Source organism: Microbacterium sp. BG28, from assembly GCF_034044005.1.
In the GTDB taxonomy this organism is placed as follows: Bacteria; Actinomycetota; Actinomycetes; order Actinomycetales; family Microbacteriaceae; genus Microbacterium.
Genome location: NZ_JAXCHA010000002.1, coordinates 848,171 through 866,607 on the forward strand (window position 1 = coordinate 848,171; position 18,437 = coordinate 866,607).

Consider the following 18,437-nt stretch of genomic DNA (forward strand, 5'->3'; position numbering starts at 1 on the left):
TCACCCGTTGCGGAAGCGGTCGCGCAGCTTGGCGAACAGGCCCTGCTGGAACTCCGACAGGCGGGGAGCCGGCGCCTTCGTCTTCTTGGCGAACTCCTCGATGAGAGCCCGTTCCTTGTGATCGAGGCGGGTCGGGGTGACCACGTGTACCCCGATCCTCAGGTCGCCGCGCTGATTGCCGCGAAGCGGCGTGATGCCGCGTCCCTTGATCGTCAGCACGTCGCCGGCCTGGACTCCGGCACGCAGCTCGAGATCGACCGGGCCGTCCAGCGCCTCGATCCTGGTGGTGGTGCCGAGGATCGCGTCGGGCATCGAGACGTCGAGTGTCGCGAGCAGGTCGTCGCCGTCGCGACTGAAGACCTCGTCGGCGGCCACCGTGATCTCCAGATACAGGTCGCCGTGGGGGCCGCCCGCCGGACCCACTTCGCCCGAGCCGGGAAGCTGCAGCCGCAGGCCCGTCTCCACGCCCGCGGGGATGTCGACCGAGACCGTACGGCGCGCACGCACCCGACCCTGCCCCTGGCACGTCGCGCACGGGTACGGGATGGTGGTGCCGTATCCCTGGCACGTCGCGCACGGCTGGTTGGTGACGACGTTGCCCAGCAGGCTCCGGACCGTCCGCTGCACGTGGCCGCTGCCGTGGCAGATGTCGCACGTGACCGGCGACGTCCCGGGCTGGCAGCACCCGCCCTCGCACGTCTCGCACAGCACGGCGGTGTCCACCTCGATGTCGCGATGGGCGCCGAAGATCACCTCCCGCAGCTCCAGCGTGACGCGAACGAGGGCGTCCTGGCCGCGTTCGGTGCGCGAACGCGGGCGCACCCGTCCCGCACCGCCGCCGCCGAAGAACGTGTCGAAGATGTCGCTGAACCCGCCGAAGCCCTGCGCGCCGCCGAACCCGCCGCTGTCGCCGCCCATGTCGTACCGGCGACGCTGCTCGCTGTCGCTCAGCACGTCGTAGGCGTGCGTGACGAGCTTGAAGCGCTCTGCCGCATCCTCACCGGGGTTCACATCGGGATGCAGCTGGCGCGCGAGCTTGCGGTACGCCTTCTTGATGTCGTCCTGCGATGCGTCGCGAGGCACCCCGAGTACTTCGTAGTGGTCTGCCACTTCAGCCTTCCCGTCCGCATACCGCGGAATCGTCTCGCACGCGCTCAGCGCGCGCGTTCGTCTTCTTCCAGCAGACGGCCCAGGTAGTGAGCCACGGCACGGACGGCCGCGAGGTTGCTGGAGTAGTCCATCCGAGTGGGTCCGAGCACGCCCACGCGCGCCTGCCCCCCGGTGGTGTCGTAATCGCTGGCCACGACCGACGCCTCGACGAGTCCGAACGCCTCGTTCTCGCGTCCGATAGATGCGGCGAGCCCCTGCTCGTCGGCCACCATCTCGCCCATCAGACGTAGCAGCGTGACCTGTTCCTCGATGGCTTCCAGCAGCGGGTAGATGCTGCCGCGGAAGTCACCTTCGGCCCGGGCGAGGTTGGCGGTTCCCGCCATGACCAGTCGGTCCTGCCGGAACTCGTCGAGCTCCTCGCCGACGGTGCGCAGGAGGGCGCCGAGGGCGCGGTCGGCTCGGCTGTCGGTCAACGTCTCGGCCAGCGCCTGCGCAACGCGTTGCGTGCCCTCGCGCACGGGTCGCCCGGTCACGAGGACCGAGACCTGCACGCGGAGCGTCGCCACATCCGTCTCCTCGAGCGGCTCGGGCCCCGCCATCAGACGCTGCGACACCCGACCGGTGTCGGTGACGAGCACGACGACCAGACGCGAGCCGCCGAGGTGGACGAGTTCGACGTGCGTGATGCTCGCGCGCTCGAACGACGGGTACTGCACGAGGGCGACCTGACCGGTGAGCTGGGTCAGAGCGCGAACCGTGCGCCCGAGCATGTCGTCGAGGTCTGCCGGAGCCCCGAGGAACGCCGTGATCGCCGAGCGCTGGGCACTCGTGAGCGGGCGGAGCTCGGCGAGGTGGTTGACGAAGACGCGGTAGCCCTTGTCGGTCGGCACACGGCCGGACGAGGTGTGCGGTGCGGTGATGAGCTCCTCATCCTCGAGCAGTGCCATGTCGTTGCGGATCGTCGCCGCGGACACGCCGAAAGAATGGCGTTCGACGATCGACTTGCTGCCGACGGGTTCGCGCGTCTCGACGTAGTCCTGGACGATCGCCCGAAGCACGTCGAGTCCCCGATCGCTGACCATGCGCACTCCCTCCTGGCACTCGAGGTCTGGGAGTGCCAATTCTAGCGCGCTCACGAGGGAAGTCGCCGGAGGGCCACCCGTAGACTCTCGAGAGGAGGTCGCATGTCGCATCCCGTCGTCCACACCGAGACCGGAGCCGTTTCCGGGACCCGCTTCGAGGGGATCGAGCGCTACCTCGGCATCCCTTACGCGGAACCTCCGGTCGGAGCACGGCGATTCACTCTGCCCGAGCCCGTCGCGGCCTGGGAGGGCGTGCGAGACGCCACGGCGTTCGGGCCCACATCGCCGCAGTCGCCCTACCCGGGCGAGATCGGCAAGCTCCTCCCCTCGACCCTCATTCCCGGCGACGACATCCTGACGGTCAACGTGTGGCGACCGGCGGATGCGGACGGCGCCGCGGTCATGCTCTGGTTCCACGGTGGAGCGCTCGAGCGCGGCACGGCGGCGATCAGCACGTACGACGGCACCCCCTTCGCCCGCGACGGCGTCGTCTTCGTCTCGGCGAACTACCGTCTGGGCGCCGAGGGGTTCTCGGTCCTGCCCGACGCCCCGCGGAACATCGGACTGGCGGATGCTGCCGAAGCACTGCGGTGGACCCACCGAAACATCGCCCGCTTCGGGGGCGACCCCTCGCGGATCACGATCTTCGGCGAGTCTGCCGGCGGCGCCGTCGTCGCCGCGCTTCTGGCCCGCGCGGACCTGCGTCCGCTCATCGCGGGGGCGATCATCGAGTCGGGGCCGCTGGACACCGCGACGCCGGAGCGCGCCGCCCGTCCGGCGCGCGACATCGCTCGCCGGCTCGGAATCCCCGCCACCGCCGAGGAGTTCCGCCGGATGCCGCCGGAGCGTCTCGTCGCGGCGAGGGACGAGCTCTCGGCGGCATCGACCCTTCTCAAGGCGGCGCCGGGATACAACGCCACCGTCGATCCGACGACGCTGCCCGAGAATCCTCGGCTCGCGCTCCTCGATGCCGACGTTCCGGTACTCATCGGCACCAACACCGATGAGTACCGCCTCTGGTATCCGCCCGAGGCGCTCGCGAAGCTCTCGCGGCGCACGTACGCCCTCCTCGCTCTCGCGAAGCGTCTTCCGCGCGGCGTCTGGCGCGCGTACCGAGCGGCGTTCCCCAACGCCTCAGCGGGAGAGATCATCGGACAGGTCCTGACCGATGTAGCCGTACGACGGCCGGCGATCGAGGTCGCGCGTGCGCGCCGCGCACCCACCTTCGTCTACGAGTTCGCCTGGCCGAGCCCGATCCGTGATCTCCGCGCCGCGCACGCCCTCGAGCTCGGCTTCGTCTTCGACGCACTGGGCGACGAGGGAACGATCACGATGGGCGGCACTGAGGCCCCGCAGCAGCTGGCCACGCGCATGCACGCCGACTGGATCCGTTTCGCCGAGACCGGCGACCCGGGCTGGCCCGCTTTCCGCGACCGCTCGCTCGTGCGCCGCTACGACACCGTGACCCAAGAGGTCCCGCTGCCGCGTGCGGAAGCGCTCGCGGCGCTCACCCGCTGAGTCAGTCGGTCAGTGCCCGCACGACCGCGTCGGCGAGCAGACGGCCACGGCGCGTCAGCACGATGCGGCCGCGCAGCGCGACAGCACCCTCCACCAGGCCGTCGGCGATGAGCCCGGCCACGGCGCTGCGCCGATCGCTCGGAACGACCTCGATCGGCAGCCCCTCTCGGATGCGGGACTCCAGCAGGATGCGCTCGAGCGTGCGGGCCTCCTGGTCGGGGACCTCCCTGGCCGCTGCCGGTGATGATCCCAGCGAGAGCCGCTGCGCGTACGCGGCCGGGTGCTTCACGTTCCACCAACGCACGCCGGCGACGTGACTGTGCGCGCCCGGACCGAACCCCCACCAGTCCGTTCCGCGCCAGTAGGCGAGGTTGTGGCGCGAGCGGTGGTCGGCGCCGCGGGCCCAGTTCGACACCTCGTACCAGTCGTAGCCCGCATCCGCCATCGCGTCGTCGACGAGCTCGTACATCTCTGCCTGCAGGTCGTCATCCGGCGCGGGCACGTCACCCGAGCGGATGCGGCGGGCGAGCTTCGTGCCGTCCTCGATGATGAGCGCGTAGGCGGAGAGGTGATCCGGCTCCAGCGCGAGAGCGGCATCGACCGACGCGCGCCAATCGGAGAGGGACTCCCCCGGTGCGCCGTAGATCAGATCGACGCTCACGTCGAGCCCGGCCGCCCGTGCGCCCGCGACGGCCGTGTCGACGTTGAGGGGATCGTGCGTGCGATCGAGGGCGGCGAGCACGTGCGGGACGCTCGACTGCATGCCGATCGAGACGCGGGTCACGCCCGCCTCGGCGAGTTCGGCGAGGGACGCGGGAGTCACCGAGTCGGGATTGGCCTCGACAGTGATCTCGGCGCCCTCGGCGATGCCGAAGCCTTCGCGGACGGCGTGCAGCATCCCGCCCAGCGCCGCCGACGACAGCAGGGTCGGCGTGCCCCCGCCGAAGAAGACGGTCTGCGCCGGACGCGGGGCGTCTGCCAGCACCCGGGTCGCCAGTGCGATCTCGCGGCTCAGGTCGTCGGGGTAGTCGTCGCGTCGGTGGCCGCGCAGCTCATCGGCCGTGTAGGTGTTGAAGTCGCAGTATCCGCAGCGCACACGGCAGTAGGGGACGTGGATGTAGACCCCGAAGTCCGTGCCGGGATCCACCACCGTGCCCTCGGGGAGAGCCCCGTCGGCGGGTGCGATGTCGCCGTCGGGAAGAACGGATGGGGCCATCAGGCGGGCGTCGTGTACATGGGCGAGATCGCGCGCAGGTACCGGCCGAACAGCTCGCGGCGGCGACGGCGCACGAGGGCGGGGAGCAGGCGGTAGAGCGGGGCCACCGGGCGGTCGAACGCGCGAACGGTGAACCAGACCTCGTCGTCGCCGCGCCACTCGATCATGAACGACTCCTCACCGCTGACCACCGAGTCGCGCACCGTGCCCAGCGCGAACCCGATGCGACGCTTCTCCTCCACGACGAAGATCACGCGCAGCTCGGCGTCGACGCGGTAGCCGCCGACGCGCCCGCGCACATGCACCGACGATCCCGCGGCCACGTACGGCGTTCCGTCGGCGTCGAAGCGCTGGTCGGCGTCGAGGCGGCTGGGCGCGATGGGCTGACCCTCGTCATCGAACGAGACACCCGAGTAGCTCGGATCGGATGCGGGGCGCACCTCGGCGATCGAGATACCGCCGTCGCGGAGGGCGCTCCAGGAGAGCAACGCGTCGCCCGCCGAACGGAAGCGCTCCTCGCCGCTGCCGAGCTTCCACGACTCCTGTGCAGGGATGCTCTTCTCCGGCGGGTACTGGAGGAGGTCGGGAGCCTGCGTCGCCCCGACGGCGGCGTAGTCGACGGTCTCGTCCCGGAAGGTCCCACGGCGCATGGTCTCCAGCGTACCGAGCCGGCCTGGACGCACGATCCGAATGTGAATCCCCTACTTCTTCGTCTCGACGTCGCCCGACAGCGCGGCGATGAACGCCTCCTGGGGCACCTCGACACGTCCGACCATCTTCATGCGCTTCTTGCCCTCCTTCTGCTTCTCGAGCAGCTTGCGCTTACGCGTGATGTCACCGCCGTAGCACTTGGCGAGCACGTCCTTGCGGATGGCGCGGATGTTCTCGCGGGCGATGATCCGCGCGCCGATGGCGGCCTGGATCGGAACCTCGAACTGCTGACGAGGGATGAGCTTGCGCAGCCGCTCGGTCATCATCGTGCCGTAGGCGTACGCCTTCTCGCGGTGCACGATCGAGCTGAAGGCATCGACCTTCTCGCCCTGCAGGAGGATGTCGACCTTGACGAGGTCGGCCGTCTGGGATCCCGCGGGTTCGTAGTCCAGGCTCGCGTAGCCCTGCGTGCGGCTCTTGAGGTGGTCGAAGAAGTCGAAGACGATCTCACCCAGCGGCATGTTGTAGCGCAGCTCGACGCGGTCTTCGCTGAGGTAGTCCATGCCCAGCAGCGTTCCGCGGCGCGACTGGCAGAGCTCCATCACGGTGCCGACGTAGTCCTTGGGCAGCAGGATGCCGACCTTGACCACCGGCTCGGAGACCTCGGCGACCCGACCGTCGGGGTACTCGCTCGGGTTGGTGACGGTGACCGTCTCCCCCGTGTCCGTCATGACCTCGTACGTCACCGAGGGCGCGGTGGTGATCAGGTCGAGGCCGAACTCTCGCGAGAGGCGCTCGGTGATGATCTCGAGGTGGAGCAGCCCCAGGAACCCGCAGCGGAATCCGAAGCCGAGGGCGACCGAGGTCTCCGGCTCGTACTGCAGGGAGGCGTCGGAGAGCTTCAGCTTGTCGAGTGCTTCGCGCAGCTCCGCGTAGTCGCTGCCGTCGATCGGGTAGATGCCGGAGAAGACCATCGGCTTGGGGTCGGTGTAACCGGGCAGCGCGTCGGTGGCGGGCTTGCGGTGGTTCGTGATCGTGTCGCCGACCTTCGACTGACGCACGTCCTTCACACCGGTGATCAGGTATCCGACCTCGCCGACGCCCAGGCCCTTGGTGGGGACGGGCTCGGGGCTGGAGACACCGATCTCGAGCAGTTCGTGGGTGGCCTTCGTCGACATCATCTGGATCCGCTCACGCGGCTCGAGCTTGCCGTCGACCATGCGGACGTAGGTGACAACGCCGCGGTACGCGTCGTAGACGGAGTCGAAGATCATCGCGCGCGCCGGCGCCGCGGGGTCTCCGACGGGAGCGGGGATGCGCTCGACGATCCGATCCAGCAGCGCTTCGACGCCGATGCCGGTCTTGCCGCTGACGCGGAGCACGTCCTCGGGGTCGCCGCCGATCAGGCCCGCGAGTTCGGCGGCGTACTTCTCGGGATCCGCCGCGGGCAGGTCGATCTTGTTCAGCACCGGGATGATCGTGAGGTCGTTCTCGAGCGCGAGGTACAGGTTCGCGAGCGTCTGCGCCTCGATGCCCTGGGCCGCATCCACCAGGAGGATGGCCCCCTCGCACGCGGCGAGCGATCTGCTCACCTCGTAGGTGAAGTCGACGTGCCCGGGGGTGTCGATCATGTTGAGCGCGTACGTGCCGTTCGCGTCGGACCACGGCATCCGCACGGCCTGGCTCTTGATCGTGATGCCACGCTCGCGCTCGATGTCCATGCGGTCGAGGTACTGCGCCCGCATGTCGCGGTCGGAGACGACGCCGGTGATCTGCAGCATCCGGTCGGCCAGCGTGGACTTGCCGTGGTCGATGTGGGCGATGATGCAGAAGTTGCGGATCAGCTCGGGCGGAGTCGCGGACGGCTGCAGGGGCTTGAGGGCGCGCGGTGACATGTTCCGTCGATTCTACGGTGAGCGACCGCGCGCCCGAGCCTAGGCTGGGGTGATGGCGGTGCAGGTGGTCTTCGTCCACGGGATCCGCACGTCCGCGTCCATGTGGCGCGCCCAGCGCGAGACCCTCGATGCGGCGGGTATCGGCGTCATCGCCGTCGATCTTCCCGGCCACGGCACCCGAATGTCGGAGCCGTTCACTCTCGACGAGGCCTTCGCCACGATCGACCGCGCGGTGCGCACGGCCGCCGAACGCGGGCCGGTGCTGCTGGTCGGCCATTCCATGGGCGGCCTGCTGTGCATCGAGTACGCCGGCCAGACCGCACCCCCACCCGTCGCCGGGTTCGTCGCCGCATCCTGCACCGCGGTGCCGCGGGGACTCGCTCTACGTACCTATCGGACGCTAGCGCGAGGCTTCGACGCTCTCCCCGATCGCGGGATGGGGCTGACGAACTACGTGCTTGCCCGTACGCTTCCCGAGCACACGCGCTCGGACTTCGGCGCGGGGGGATACGCCCTCGACGCCCAGGACGGCGCGCTCGCTCAACTCGCGCGGCTCGACGTGTTGACGGCGCTCGCCCGCATCCGCGTCCCCCTGTGGTTCGTCAACGGACAGTACGATCAGCTGCGGGTCAGCGAGCGACTCTTCCAGCGCGTCGCTCCCCACGCCGAGCTCATCGTCATCCCCCGCACGAGTCACCTCGTCTCCGCCATGCGCCCCGAGGTCTTCGATGCCGTGCTCGCGCTCGCCGTCGCCACGATCGAGGCGGGTGCGAAGGACCCGGTCTGGTAGACTCCATGTTTGGCTTGCGCGTGAAGGGTTTTCCCGCTCTTCACGACCGCCGTGAAGCGCCCCTCTACCGCTGACCGGCAACTTCCGAGCAGACTCCGAAACGAAAGTTCACGACACGTGGCAAACATCAAGTCGCAGATCAAGCGCAACAAGACCAACGAGAAGGCGCACGAGCGCAACAAGGCCGTCAAGAGCGAGCTGAAGACCGCGGTGCGTCGCACCCGCGAGGCCGTCGCCGGTGGCGACAAGGCCGCCGCCGAGAAGGCGCTCGTCACGGCTACCAAGAAGCTCGACAAGGCCGTCAGCAAGGGCGTCATCCACAAGAACCAGGCCGCGAACCGCAAGTCCGCGATCGCGAAGCAGGTCTCCGCTCTCTGAGCCGCTTCCTCCTCGAAGGCCCGTCGCTGTAGCGGCGGGCCTTCGTCGTTGTCGGGGGCGGGACTCAGGCCGCGTAAGGAGCGCGCGTGGCGATGACGGTGACGAGCCGCTCGAGCGCGAACACCGCGTCGCGGGAGCCGCCCTTGACCTCGGCGTCGGCGCGCGCGGTCGCCTGGATCGCGAGGCCCAGCGACTCCTGGGTCCATCCCGACAGGTCTCGACGGGCCCGGTCGACCTGCCAATCCTTCATGCCCAGCCGCGTCGCGAGCTGCCGCGACGGCTCACGCGTGCCGGCCACCCGGGCCATCGTGCGCAGCTTCATCGCGATCGCCGCGACCATCGGAACCGGGTCGGCGCCCGAGTCGAGCGCCTGGCGCAGTGCGAGTAGCGCCTCGCCGTAGCGACCGGCGATCGCGGTGTCTGCGACGGTGAAGGCGGAGGTCTCGACGCGACCGCCGTAGTAGCGCTCGACGATCGGCTCCGTGATGTCACCCTCGACGTCGTTGACCAGCTGCTGGCAGGCCGCAGCGAGCTCGGTCAGATCGTCGGAGAACGCACCGACGAGGGCGCGCAGTGCGGCGGGAGCGATGCGCCTGCCCGCCTCGCGGAACTCGCTCGCGGCGAAGTCGTAGCGGTCGGAGTCGCGTTTGATCGCCGGGCACGCCACTTCGACTCCGGCGCCGGATCCGGCGCGGATGGCTTCGAGCAGCTTCTTGCCCCGCACGCTCGCGCCGGTGTGCCGCAGCACGACCGTCGCTCCGTCCTGCGGGTTCTCGAGGTAGGCCAGAGCTTCCGCGAGGAAGGCATCGGAGCACTTCTCGACACTGCGGATGCGGACAAGTCGCGGCTCCCCGAACAGCGAGGGCGCACTGACGGCCAGAAGCGTTCCGGCGGTGTAGTCGGAGGCGTCGATGTCGGAGATCTCGAGGCTCGGGTCTTCGGCGCGCAGGTAGTCGCGGAGCCTCGCGGTCGCCCGCTCCGCGCAGACCTCCTCGGGGCCCGAGATCAGAACGATCGGCGCCGGCTCCGGGGTCCGCCACGACTGCTGCGGGATCGCGCTGCGCGTCGGGGTGGGCTTTCGGGTCGCCATCCCCCCAGCCTACCGAGGGCGGCCGACGCCGCCTCCGCCCGCTCGCGCCACAGCGTCGCACGCCCGTCGCTCATCCCCACCAGGATGAGCCCGTCCAGATCCGAGCGCGCCACGGTCGCGCCCTGAGCCGCCAGGATGTCGAGGATCTCCGCTCGCGGGTGCCCGTAGTCGTTGTCGGCCCCCACGCCGATCAGCGCGAGAGACGGAGCGACCTGACGCTGCAGTCCCGCATCCTGATCTGCGGAGCCGTGATGCGCGACCTTGAGGACGTCGTAGGGCCCGCGCAGCTCTCCGCTCGCGCGGAGCGCCCGCTGAGCGTCGGCACCGAGATCCCCGAGCAGGAGCGCGCGCGGCACATCGCCACCCCCGACCTCCACGACGATGCTCGCGTCATTACCCGGTGTCACGGCATCCGCAGACGGCCACAGGATCCGCCATCGCGCAGCCCCCAACGCGCCGCCCATTCCCGCCGTTGCGGCCACGACATCCTGCGCGCCGGCCGAGAGCACCCGTGCGGTGTCGCGCTCGTCGGCCGGACCGTGCAGTAGGAGACCCACGGGCGCCGGAACGCCGTCGAGCCCGCCCACGTGGTCGATGTCGAAGTGGGTGAGCACCAACAGGTCGATCCGCGTGATCCCCAACCTCGCGAGACAGGAGGCGAGCGCCTCGGGTTCGGGACCGGTGTCCACGAGCATGACCGCGCCGGCGGAGCGGACCACGACCGCGTCCCCCTGACCGACGTCGCACATGGCGATGCTCCAGTCCTGCGGCGTCGTCATCGGAACGACGACGGACTCGACCACGAGAATCCCCGCCATTGCCGCGGCAACGGCGGCGGTCATCACGCCCGAGACTGCGCGGCCGAGGCGAGCGACACGTGTTCGTCCCGGTGGGAGCAGCAGGACCGTCCCGGCGGCCGTCACCATGACCAGGCCGACGAGCCCGGGCAGGCCCTCCGCCCACGGGAGGGTCCGCGCGGGCAGCGCGTCTACGACACCCGCGATCCCGGCGATCCACGCCGCGGGCAGCCACGTGAGCGCGGTGAGCCCCGCCTGCAGCACGGGCACGGGCCCCGCGAGGCACGCTGCCAGCCCGAGCACGGTGGCGACCGGCGCGGCGGGTGCTGCGAGGAGGTTCGCGGGCACCCCGTAGACGGCGACACCGGGGCTGACGAGCACGATGAGAGGGCCGCACACGAGCTGCGCCGACAGCGGGACGGCCAGCGCGAGAGCGAGCGACGCGGGCAGGAACCTGCCCAGCCCCCGGGCAAGCGGCGGTGCCAGCACGAGGAGTGCTCCCGTCGCCGCGACCGACAGAGCGAACCCCAGCGACAGAGCCAGCCACGGATCGGCAGCCAGCAGCACGCACACGGCGAGGGCGAGCAGGGCGAGTCCGCGCCCCCGGCGTCCGAGCAGCAACGCGAGCATCGCGACCGCGGACATCGTCGCCGCGCGGACGACGCTGGGCTCGGGCGTCACCAGCACGACGAACCCCGCGAGCGCCGACAGTCCGGCGACCACGCGACCCGCGCGACCGAGACCGCACCGGGCCCCGAGGAGGAAGGCGAGCCCGACGACGATGGCGCAGTTCGCGCCAGAGACGGCGGTCAGGTGGGTGAGGGATGCCGCACGCATCTGCTGCTCCAGCTCGGCATCTACGCCCCCGGTGTCTCCGACCGCCAGGCCGGGGATGAGACCCGCGCCGGGTGCGGGCAGCCCCTCGGTCGACGCGCCGAGACGTTCACGCAGCCACGCGGATGCGGCCGCCGCCCCTTCCGGCGGCCGTACCAGTTCGACCCGCTCGGCACGCACGACGAGCACGGAACGATCACCGGGCTCCGCCGCGAAGGCCCCGCCATCGATCCGCACGACGGCACCGACCTCGGCCCCGTCGGGACGCTCCGACATCAACACCGTCACCGGCACACCGCCGGGCAAGGGCTCGCGTCCGGCAGACGCCGACACCGTGACCGCATCCGTTCGATAGCCGAGAGAGGTCGTCTCGATCTTGCCGACGATCGAGAACTCACCGCCGACCTGGTGGCCATCGCCCACCTCGATCGCGGCGGCGCGGGCCGGGCCCTGCACGGCCACCGACATCGCTGGCATCGCCCCCATCAGCAGGGCGAGCGTCACGAGAATCCACATGCGCGCCCGCCCCGATCGCCCGATCAACACCGCCGTCAGCGCAGTCGCCACTGCACCACCGCCGCAGAGCAGAGCCAGCACCGGCGCCGCCGTCGACTGCGTGATCGCGAGAGCGGCGACGGCCCAGGAAAGAACAGCAGCGGGCACCAGCCGCCACGCGCGCCGATCCATCACACCGTCACGAGATCGCGGAGCCCGGCGAGCATCTTCTCGCCGATCCCCGGCACACCGAGCAGATCGTCCACACTCGTGAACCGGCCGTTCTGCTCCCGCCAGTCCACGATCCGCTGCGCGATGGCCGGTCCGACGCGCGGCAGCTCATCGAGTTGTTCCACCCCAGCGGTATTGAGGTTGATCGGACCGCCGCCGCCGCTCTCGCCCCCGGCCGCGCCAGCTGGGGGCGCCTGCCCCAGCTCCAGCACGACGAGCTGCTCGCCATCACTGAGTGGCCGGGCGAGGTTCACCGCGGCGGTGTCGGCGTTCTCACCGAACCCGCCGGCCGCCGAGATCGCGTCGGCCACCCGCGAACCCGACGCAAGGACATAGAGCCCGGGCTCCGTCACCGCGCCGGAGACATGCACGTAGACCTCGGTGTCCTCGACTGCCGCCGTGGGCGTCGCCACCGGCGCTGGCGGCGGGACCGCCGCGCTTCGGAGAACCCCCACCACGACCGTCACGGCTAACACGAGCAATGCCAGCACGATGACGGCGCCGACACCCAGGCGCACACGTCCTGCGGCATCGGATGCGGGCTTCACACGCCCACGCTAGGAACCCGCGTGCGCCGCCGACGGGAGAACCCCCGCGGTGTGCATGCACCGCGGGGGTTCGTCCGATGGGGAGAGCAGTTCGCTCAGCGCGTGCTGAAGCTCACGACCTTGGGCGGGCGCACGATCGCCCGCACGATCGCGCGCTCACCGAGCGCACGCTGCACCCGGACGTCCTCACGGGCGAGTCGCTCGAGCTCCTCGCCGCCGATCTTGGCCGACACCTCCAGCGTCGCGCGCACCTTGCCATCGATCTGGACGACGGCGGTGACGGTGTCCTCCACCAGCAGGGTGCCGTCCGCCTGACGCCAGGATGCGAGGCCGACCGAGGGCTCGTAGCCCAACTGGGACCACATCTCCTCCGCCGTGTGCGGCGCGAACAGGTCGAGGATCATCGCGGTGGCCTCGGCGGCCTCACGAACAGCCGGGTCCGCTGCGCCCGTACCGGAGTCGATCGTCTTGCGCGTGGCGTTGACGAGCTCCATGAGGCGCGCGACGACGACGTTGAACTTCGTCTGCTCGATGAGAGAGGGCGCGTCGGCCCACAGCCTGTGCGTGACGCGACGAAGCGCCACATCGCCCTCGGCCCACACCGCATCCGTGGGGCTGGAGACCTCCCCGGCGATGCGCAGCGCACGCGCGAGGAACTTCGTCGCGCCGGTCGTCGAGACGTCCTTCCAGTCCTTGTCGTCCTCCACGGGACCGGCGAACGCCAGCCCGACGCGCAGCGCGTCGGCACCGTGGGCGTCGAGCTCGTCCTGGAACAGCACGAGGTTGCCCTTGCTCTTGGACATCTTCGCGCCGTCGAGGATGACCATGCCCTGGTTGATCAGGCTGGAGAACGGCTCGGTGAAGTCGACGTAGCCCATGTCGTAGAGGGCCTTGACGATGAACCGGGCATACAGCAGGTGCAGGATCGCGTGCTCGACGCCGCCGATGTAGAAGTCCACCGGCGCCCACTTGGAGGCCTCACGGCCCGAGAAGGCGGCGTCGGGGTCGCCCGGCGACAGGAAGCGCAGGTAGTACCAGGAGCTGTCGACGAAGGTGTCCATCGTGTCGGGGTCGCGACGCATGGGCTCGCCGGTCTCCGGATCACTCGCCTGCACCCACTCGGTCGCGCCTCCCAGTGGCGAGGTGCCCTGCGGCAGCAGATTGAGCCCCTCCGGGTCGGGAAGACGCACCGGCAGCTGGTCGTCCGGTACCGGAACGATACGGCCGTCGTCTCCGTGCAGCATCGGGATGGGGGTGCCCCAGAACCGCTGACGCGAGATCAGCCAGTCGCGCAGGCGATAGGTCTTGGCCGCGCGGCCCGTCCCCGCCGCCGTCAGCTCCTCGATCGCGCGCGCGATCGCGTTGCGCTTGCTGAGACCGTTGAGGCTGCCCGAGTTGATGAGGCGACCGTCTCCGCTGAGCGCGACACCGGTGCGCACCGGGTCGATGTCGTCGAGGGTGTCGGCGCCCTCGAACGGGTCGATCGGGTTGCCGTCGGCGTCCAGCTCGATGACTGGCACGGCACCCGTGATGGGAGCCGTCGTGTCGACGACGATCTTCACCGGCAGATCGAACGCACGCGCGAAGTCGAGGTCGCGCTGGTCGTGCGCGGGCACGGCCATGACCGCACCGTGACCGTAGTCGGCCAGGACGTAGTCGGCCGCCCAGATCGGCAGGCGCTCCCCGTTGATCGGGTTGATCGCGTAACGGTCGAGGAACACGCCCGTCTTCGGGCGGTCGGCGTTCTGGCGCTCCACATCCGTCGCCTGCTGCACCTGCGACAGATACGTCTGGAAACGCTCACGCGCTTCCGGGCCGGCGCCGGCGGCGAGCTCCGCGGCCAGATCGGAGTCAGGCGCGACCACCATGAAGGTGGCGCCGTGCAGCGTGTCCGGACGCGTCGAGAAGACGGTGACCTTCTCGGCGCGCCCCTCGATCTCGAAGTCGATGTCGGCACCGATCGAGCGGCCGATCCAGTTGCGCTGCATCTGGATGACCTTGTGCGGCCAGAAGCCCTCGAGCTGGTTGAGGTCGTCGAGAAGCCGGTCGGCGTAATCGGTGATCCGGAAGTACCACTGGGTCAGCTTCTTCTTGACGACCAGGGCGCCGCAGCGCTCGCAGTGCCCGTCGATGACCTGCTCGTTGGCGAGCACGGTCTGATCGTGCGTGCACCAGTTGACCGGGCTCTCCTTGCGGTACGCCAGACCCCGCTCGTAGAGCTTCTGGAACAGCCACTGGTTCCAGCGGTAGTACTCCGGGTCGCTCGTGTGCAGGACACGGCTCCAGTCGAAGGACACGCCGTAGGCCTTGAGGCTCTCCTTCTGCTGGGCGATGTTGTCGTACGTCCAGGTGACCGGGTTCGCGCCGCGCTTGATGGCCGCGTTCTCGGCCGGGAGGCCGAAGGAGTCCCATCCGATCGGGTGCAGCACGTTGTACCCGCGGTGACGCCAGAACCGCGCCACGATGTCCGAGTAGAGGTAGTTCTCGGCGTGCCCCATGTGCAGGTCGCCGGAAGGGTACGGGAACATTGCGAGCACGTACTTGCGCGGGCGCGTGTCGTTCTCGCCGCCGGCGCGGAACGGATCGCTCTCCGCCCAGCGCTGCTGCCACTTGTCCTGGATGGCGTGGGCGTCGAAGCCGCCGTCGGCGGACGCGCCTGCGGTGTCGGTCGAGGTCGTAGACACAGAGGGACCAATCGTGGAGTGTCGGGAAGGTGCGCAAGGCGCAAATTTCAGGATACCCGACCCCTAACCACCCCAGTCGGCCGGGAGCCTCGCCCCCGCGGCCCGCAGCGGCGCCGTCGCCTTGAGCGCGACCTCCGCGACCTCGGCGGCGACGTCCGAGGACCAAGTGATCCCGCCGCCCGCGCCCACGTACGCACCCCCGGGGTGCACGACGAGGGTGCGGATCGTCATCGCCAGATCGAACGCACCGTCATCTCCCACCCAGCCGGCACAGCCGGAGAAGGCGCCCCGGGGAGCCCCTTCGATGTCGTGCAGCAGCGTCATCGCCGACAGTTTCGGCGCACCCGTCATGCTGCCCGCGGGAAAGACGGCCCCCAGCATCTCGCCCAGCGTCACGCCCGGATGCGGCACCCCGCTGACAGAGCTGACGAGCTGATGCACGCGCGGATACGTCTCGACTTCCAGAAGACGGTCGACGCTCACCGTCGCCGGGTCGCACACGCGCGCCAGGTCGTTGCGCATGAGGTCGACGATCATGACGTTCTCGGCGCGCTCCTTCGGGTCGGCCGCGAGCTCGGCGGCGAGGGCGGCGTCCGCCTCGGGGGTGGCCCCGCGCGGACGCGTGCCTTTGATCGGATGCGTGCTGACGCGTCCGTCGCGCGCGTGCAGGAAGCGCTCCGGACTCGCACCCGCCAGCGCGATCCCGCCGCTTCGGAGCAGGAGTCCGTGATGCGAGGGGGTGTCCGATCGCAGCGCCGCATAGGCGCCGAGCGCATCGACCTCGCCGGTCACGTCGAAGCGCGTCGTGAGGCACAGCAGGTATGCGTCCCCGCGACCGATCGCCGCGATGGCGGTACGGATGTCCTCGGCGTAGCGGAGCGCATCGACCCGCGCGATCGCCGCGCCTCGATCGGGCACCGCAGCCGGAGCAGCCGGAGACGCCGACACGATGCGTTCCGCCCATGTTTCAGCATCCTCCCCGCTGATCCACGTCGCGCCGGCGGCGTGATCGAAGGTCACCAGCGTGCGCACCCTCATCCAGTTCTCGCGCGGCATATCGTCGGCGGCGACCGGGGCGCCCGCCGCATCCGCACCGCTCTCATACGAGAGCCATCCCACCCAGCCGCTCCGGAACGGCCCGGCGGGATGCGGCGCGGCATCGTCCGCGACGACCTGCACCGCTCGGACTTCTGCGCCGTCGACGGGGATGCCGCATCCGATCCAGCTGTAGCCGGCGCGGGCACCGGGGCCTGCATCGAGCCAGAACGTGTGGTCGCTCTCGGCGAAGAGTGCGTGGACGGCTGCGGGATCTTTCGCGCCGTGCACGCGGACAGGAGCAGCGGGCACGCTCCCAGGCTAGCGATACCGCGAGCCTCTAGGCTCGACGGCGTGAACGATCTGCTCACCGCGATTCTCGACGCCGTGCGCGAGGTGGATCCGGTGCTGCGCGTCATTCTCGCCGGCGTCGCCATCATGCTCGAGACGAGTGTCCTGGTGGGGCTCATCGTTCCGGGCGACACGATCGTGATCGTCGCGGGAACCGCCGTCGCCACCCCCCTGGAAGGCGTTCTCCTCGGCGCTGCCGTCGTGCTCGGGTCGCTGCTGGGCGAGACACTCGGATATGTCCTGGGCCGTTATCTGGGGCCGTGGCTGCGCCGGTCGCGCCTCGGACGCCGCATCGGCGAGGAGAACTGGGCCAGGTCGGAGCGCTACCTGGAACGTCGGGGCGGGCCCGCCATCTTCCTGTCCCGCTTCCTGCCCGTGCTTCACTCGCTCGTGCCGTTGACGGTCGGCATGGCGCGCTTCCCCTACCGTCGGTTCCTCGCCTGGACTGCCCCCGCATGCATCATCTGGGCGAGCCTCTACATCGGTGTCGCGGCGGCCGCGGCGGGCACGTACCGCGAGCTGTCAGAGCGCATCCACTACGCGGGCTACATCTTCGTCGCCATCATGGTGGTGTTCGTCGTGCTCGTGTTCATCGGCAAGAAGATCATCGAACGGATCGAGCGTCGGCACATGGCCGAGCCCGCGTCCACCCCGGAGCCCCGCGCGACGGACGTGGAAGACTGAGGGCGTGGCCGAATCCCGTCGTCCGACCCGTTCCGACAAGATCCTCTGGATCGCCCGACTCGAGCGCCGATTTCACGCGTGGCGTGAACGGGGCGCCCGTCGTCGCGGGCGCACGCCGTCGGTGGCCGCCTTTCCCGGCTACGGTTCGCAGCGCTGGGTGCGGGTGCTCGCACGCGTCGTGATCCCTCCCGTCGGCCGAGACAAGGGTGAGTACGCGGGGATCCGCGGATGGCGCAGCTTCGCCGCGATCCCGGTCGCGTACGGTCAGGTGCGGGTCACTGTGGGCGGAGAGACGCATGACGTCGTCGCCGACCGCGGGGGTGTCGTGGATGTGGTGCTCCCGGTGAGTCTGGAGCCCGGGTGGCAGACACTCACGGCGCAGGTCGAGGGCGGTCAGATCACCACCTTGCGCGTGTTCATCGTCTCCGACGGCGCCAGGTTCGGTGTCGTGAGCGACATCGACGACACGGTGATGGTCACCGCCATCCCCCGTCCGATGCTCGCCGCTTGGAACTCCTTCGTCCTCAATGAGCACGCGCGGCAGCCGGTGCCGGGAATGTCGGTGCTGCTCGAGCGCGTGACGCGCGAGAATCCCGGTGCTCCCCTCGTCTACCTCTCCACGGGCTCGTGGAACGTCGCGCCGACGCTCACCCGTTTCCTACGCCGCCATCTGTTCCCTCCAGGCGCCATGCTGCTGACCGACTGGGGGCCGACCCACGACCGGTGGTTCCGCAGCGGGCCCGCCCACAAGTCGACCAACCTCAACCGGCTGGCGCAGGAGTTCCCGGACATCCGCTGGCTCCTGATCGGAGACGACGGACAGGCCGACGATGCGATCTACACCGAGTTCGCCGGCGCGCATCCCGGCAACGTCGCCGCGGTCGCCATCCGCCGCCTGACCCCGGCCGAGGCCGTGCTCGCCGGTGGCCGCACGGCCGTCAACGACCACTCCGCCGCCAGCGTGCCATGGGTCAGCGGCGACGACGGAGCAGAACTGCTCGACCGGCTGGAAGAGGCCGGTGTCGTACGCCCCGGCGTAGGCTGACCC

Annotated in this window: 15 protein-coding genes; 5 read left to right on the forward strand and 10 right to left on the reverse strand. The window is 70.1% G+C overall.

The genetic code is table 11. The annotated features are described in order from the left end of the window. Both dnaJ and hrcA read right to left on the reverse strand, forming a co-directional pair. The gene (gene dnaJ, locus SK224_RS10010; RefSeq protein ID WP_320434537.1) at positions 1–1,110 is read right to left on the reverse strand and encodes a molecular chaperone DnaJ; all 1,110 of its coding nucleotides are present in this window, start codon (positions 1,108–1,110) and stop codon (positions 1–3) included. A gap of 44 nt (positions 1,111–1,154) precedes the next feature. Beyond that, on the reverse strand, positions 1,155–2,192 hold the full coding sequence (gene hrcA, locus SK224_RS10015) for a heat-inducible transcriptional repressor HrcA (protein WP_320434538.1): 1,038 nt from the start codon (positions 2,190–2,192) through the stop codon (positions 1,155–1,157). 102 nt (positions 2,193–2,294) lie between these two features. Between hrcA and SK224_RS10020 the strand changes: the two genes are divergently transcribed. After that, positions 2,295–3,710, forward strand: coding sequence for a carboxylesterase/lipase family protein (locus SK224_RS10020; RefSeq protein WP_320434539.1), 1,416 nt, complete (start codon positions 2,295–2,297; stop codon positions 3,708–3,710). A 1-nt stretch (position 3,711) separates the two neighbouring features. Here the strand turns inward: SK224_RS10020 and hemW are convergent, their stop codons facing one another. From hemW to lepA, 3 genes are read right to left on the reverse strand one after another with little or no spacing between them, the layout of a single operon-like run. Beyond that, positions 3,712–4,926: a radical SAM family heme chaperone HemW gene (hemW, locus tag SK224_RS10025; RefSeq protein WP_320434540.1), complete on the reverse strand. Its 1,215-nt coding sequence runs from the start codon at positions 4,924–4,926 to the stop codon at positions 3,712–3,714. After that, entirely contained in the window at positions 4,926–5,576 is a 651-nt protein-coding gene (locus SK224_RS10030; RefSeq protein ID WP_309731880.1) for a DUF1990 family protein, read from the reverse strand. Before SK224_RS10030 ends, hemW begins: the two co-directional genes overlap by 1 nt. 51 nt (positions 5,577–5,627) lie before the next feature. After that, entirely contained in the window at positions 5,628–7,472 is a 1,845-nt protein-coding gene (gene lepA, locus SK224_RS10035; RefSeq protein WP_320434541.1) for a translation elongation factor 4, read from the reverse strand. Positions 7,473–7,524: 52 nt separating this feature from the next. Here lepA and SK224_RS10040 point away from each other — a divergent pair, with 52 nt between their 5' ends. Next, a complete protein-coding gene (locus SK224_RS10040) occupies positions 7,525–8,262 on the forward strand; it encodes an alpha/beta hydrolase (RefSeq protein ID WP_320434542.1) in 738 nt (245 codons plus the stop codon). Positions 8,263–8,379: 117 nt separating this feature from the next. Next, complete coding sequence (gene rpsT, locus SK224_RS10045; RefSeq protein WP_137416832.1) at positions 8,380–8,640, forward strand: 30S ribosomal protein S20; 261 nt, start codon at positions 8,380–8,382, stop codon at positions 8,638–8,640. A 64-nt stretch (positions 8,641–8,704) separates the two neighbouring features. Here rpsT and holA read toward each other — a convergent pair whose 3' ends face one another. The 5 genes from holA to SK224_RS10070 form a co-directional block, all read right to left on the reverse strand. Beyond that, positions 8,705–9,730 carry a DNA polymerase III subunit delta gene (holA, locus tag SK224_RS10050; protein WP_320434543.1) on the reverse strand — a complete coding sequence of 342 codons (1,026 nt, stop codon included), beginning with the start codon at positions 9,728–9,730 and terminating at the stop codon, positions 8,705–8,707. After that, entirely contained in the window at positions 9,646–12,048 is a 2,403-nt protein-coding gene (locus SK224_RS10055; protein WP_320434544.1) for a ComEC/Rec2 family competence protein, read from the reverse strand. Before SK224_RS10055 ends, holA begins: the two co-directional genes overlap by 85 nt. Then, positions 12,048–12,635, reverse strand: coding sequence for a ComEA family DNA-binding protein (locus SK224_RS10060; RefSeq protein WP_320434545.1), 588 nt, complete (start codon positions 12,633–12,635; stop codon positions 12,048–12,050). Before SK224_RS10060 ends, SK224_RS10055 begins: the two co-directional genes overlap by 1 nt. Before the next feature lie 95 nt (positions 12,636–12,730). Beyond that, positions 12,731–15,319 (reverse strand): leucine--tRNA ligase, encoded by a 2,589-nt coding sequence (gene leuS, locus SK224_RS10065; RefSeq protein WP_320434546.1) that lies wholly within the window; start codon positions 15,317–15,319, stop codon positions 12,731–12,733. A gap of 63 nt (positions 15,320–15,382) precedes the next feature. After that, complete coding sequence (locus SK224_RS10070; RefSeq protein WP_320434547.1) at positions 15,383–16,666, reverse strand: anthranilate synthase component I family protein; 1,284 nt, start codon at positions 16,664–16,666, stop codon at positions 15,383–15,385. 42 nt (positions 16,667–16,708) lie between these two features. On the opposite strand from SK224_RS10070, the gene SK224_RS10075 reads away from it, so the two are divergent. After that, the gene (locus tag SK224_RS10075; RefSeq protein WP_320434548.1) at positions 16,709–17,389 is read left to right on the forward strand and encodes a DedA family protein; all 681 of its coding nucleotides are present in this window, start codon (positions 16,709–16,711) and stop codon (positions 17,387–17,389) included. Positions 17,390–17,393: 4 nt separating this feature from the next. Then, positions 17,394–18,434 (forward strand): App1 family protein, encoded by a 1,041-nt coding sequence (locus tag SK224_RS10080; protein WP_320434549.1) that lies wholly within the window; start codon positions 17,394–17,396, stop codon positions 18,432–18,434. Positions 18,435–18,437: the final 3 nt, after the last annotated feature.

What these genes read in the sequence shown, in the direction of transcription:
- SK224_RS10055 (WP_320434544.1), bottom strand. Translation starts at nt 12,048, where the DNA reads ATGGATCGGCGCGCGTGGCGGCTGGTGCCCGCTGCTGTTCTTTCCTGG.
- hemW (WP_320434540.1), bottom strand. Translation starts at nt 4,926, where the DNA reads ATGGCCCCATCCGTTCTTCCCGACGGCGACATCGCACCCGCCGACGGG.
- SK224_RS10020 (WP_320434539.1), top strand. Translation starts at nt 2,295, where the DNA reads ATGTCGCATCCCGTCGTCCACACCGAGACCGGAGCCGTTTCCGGGACC.
- lepA (WP_320434541.1), bottom strand. Translation starts at nt 7,472, where the DNA reads ATGTCACCGCGCGCCCTCAAGCCCCTGCAGCCGTCCGCGACTCCGCCC.
- holA (WP_320434543.1), bottom strand. Translation starts at nt 9,730, where the DNA reads ATGGCGACCCGAAAGCCCACCCCGACGCGCAGCGCGATCCCGCAGCAG.
- SK224_RS10040 (WP_320434542.1), top strand. Translation starts at nt 7,525, where the DNA reads ATGGCGGTGCAGGTGGTCTTCGTCCACGGGATCCGCACGTCCGCGTCC.
- hrcA (WP_320434538.1), bottom strand. Translation starts at nt 2,192, where the DNA reads ATGGTCAGCGATCGGGGACTCGACGTGCTTCGGGCGATCGTCCAGGAC.
- SK224_RS10030 (WP_309731880.1), bottom strand. Translation starts at nt 5,576, where the DNA reads ATGCGCCGTGGGACCTTCCGGGACGAGACCGTCGACTACGCCGCCGTC.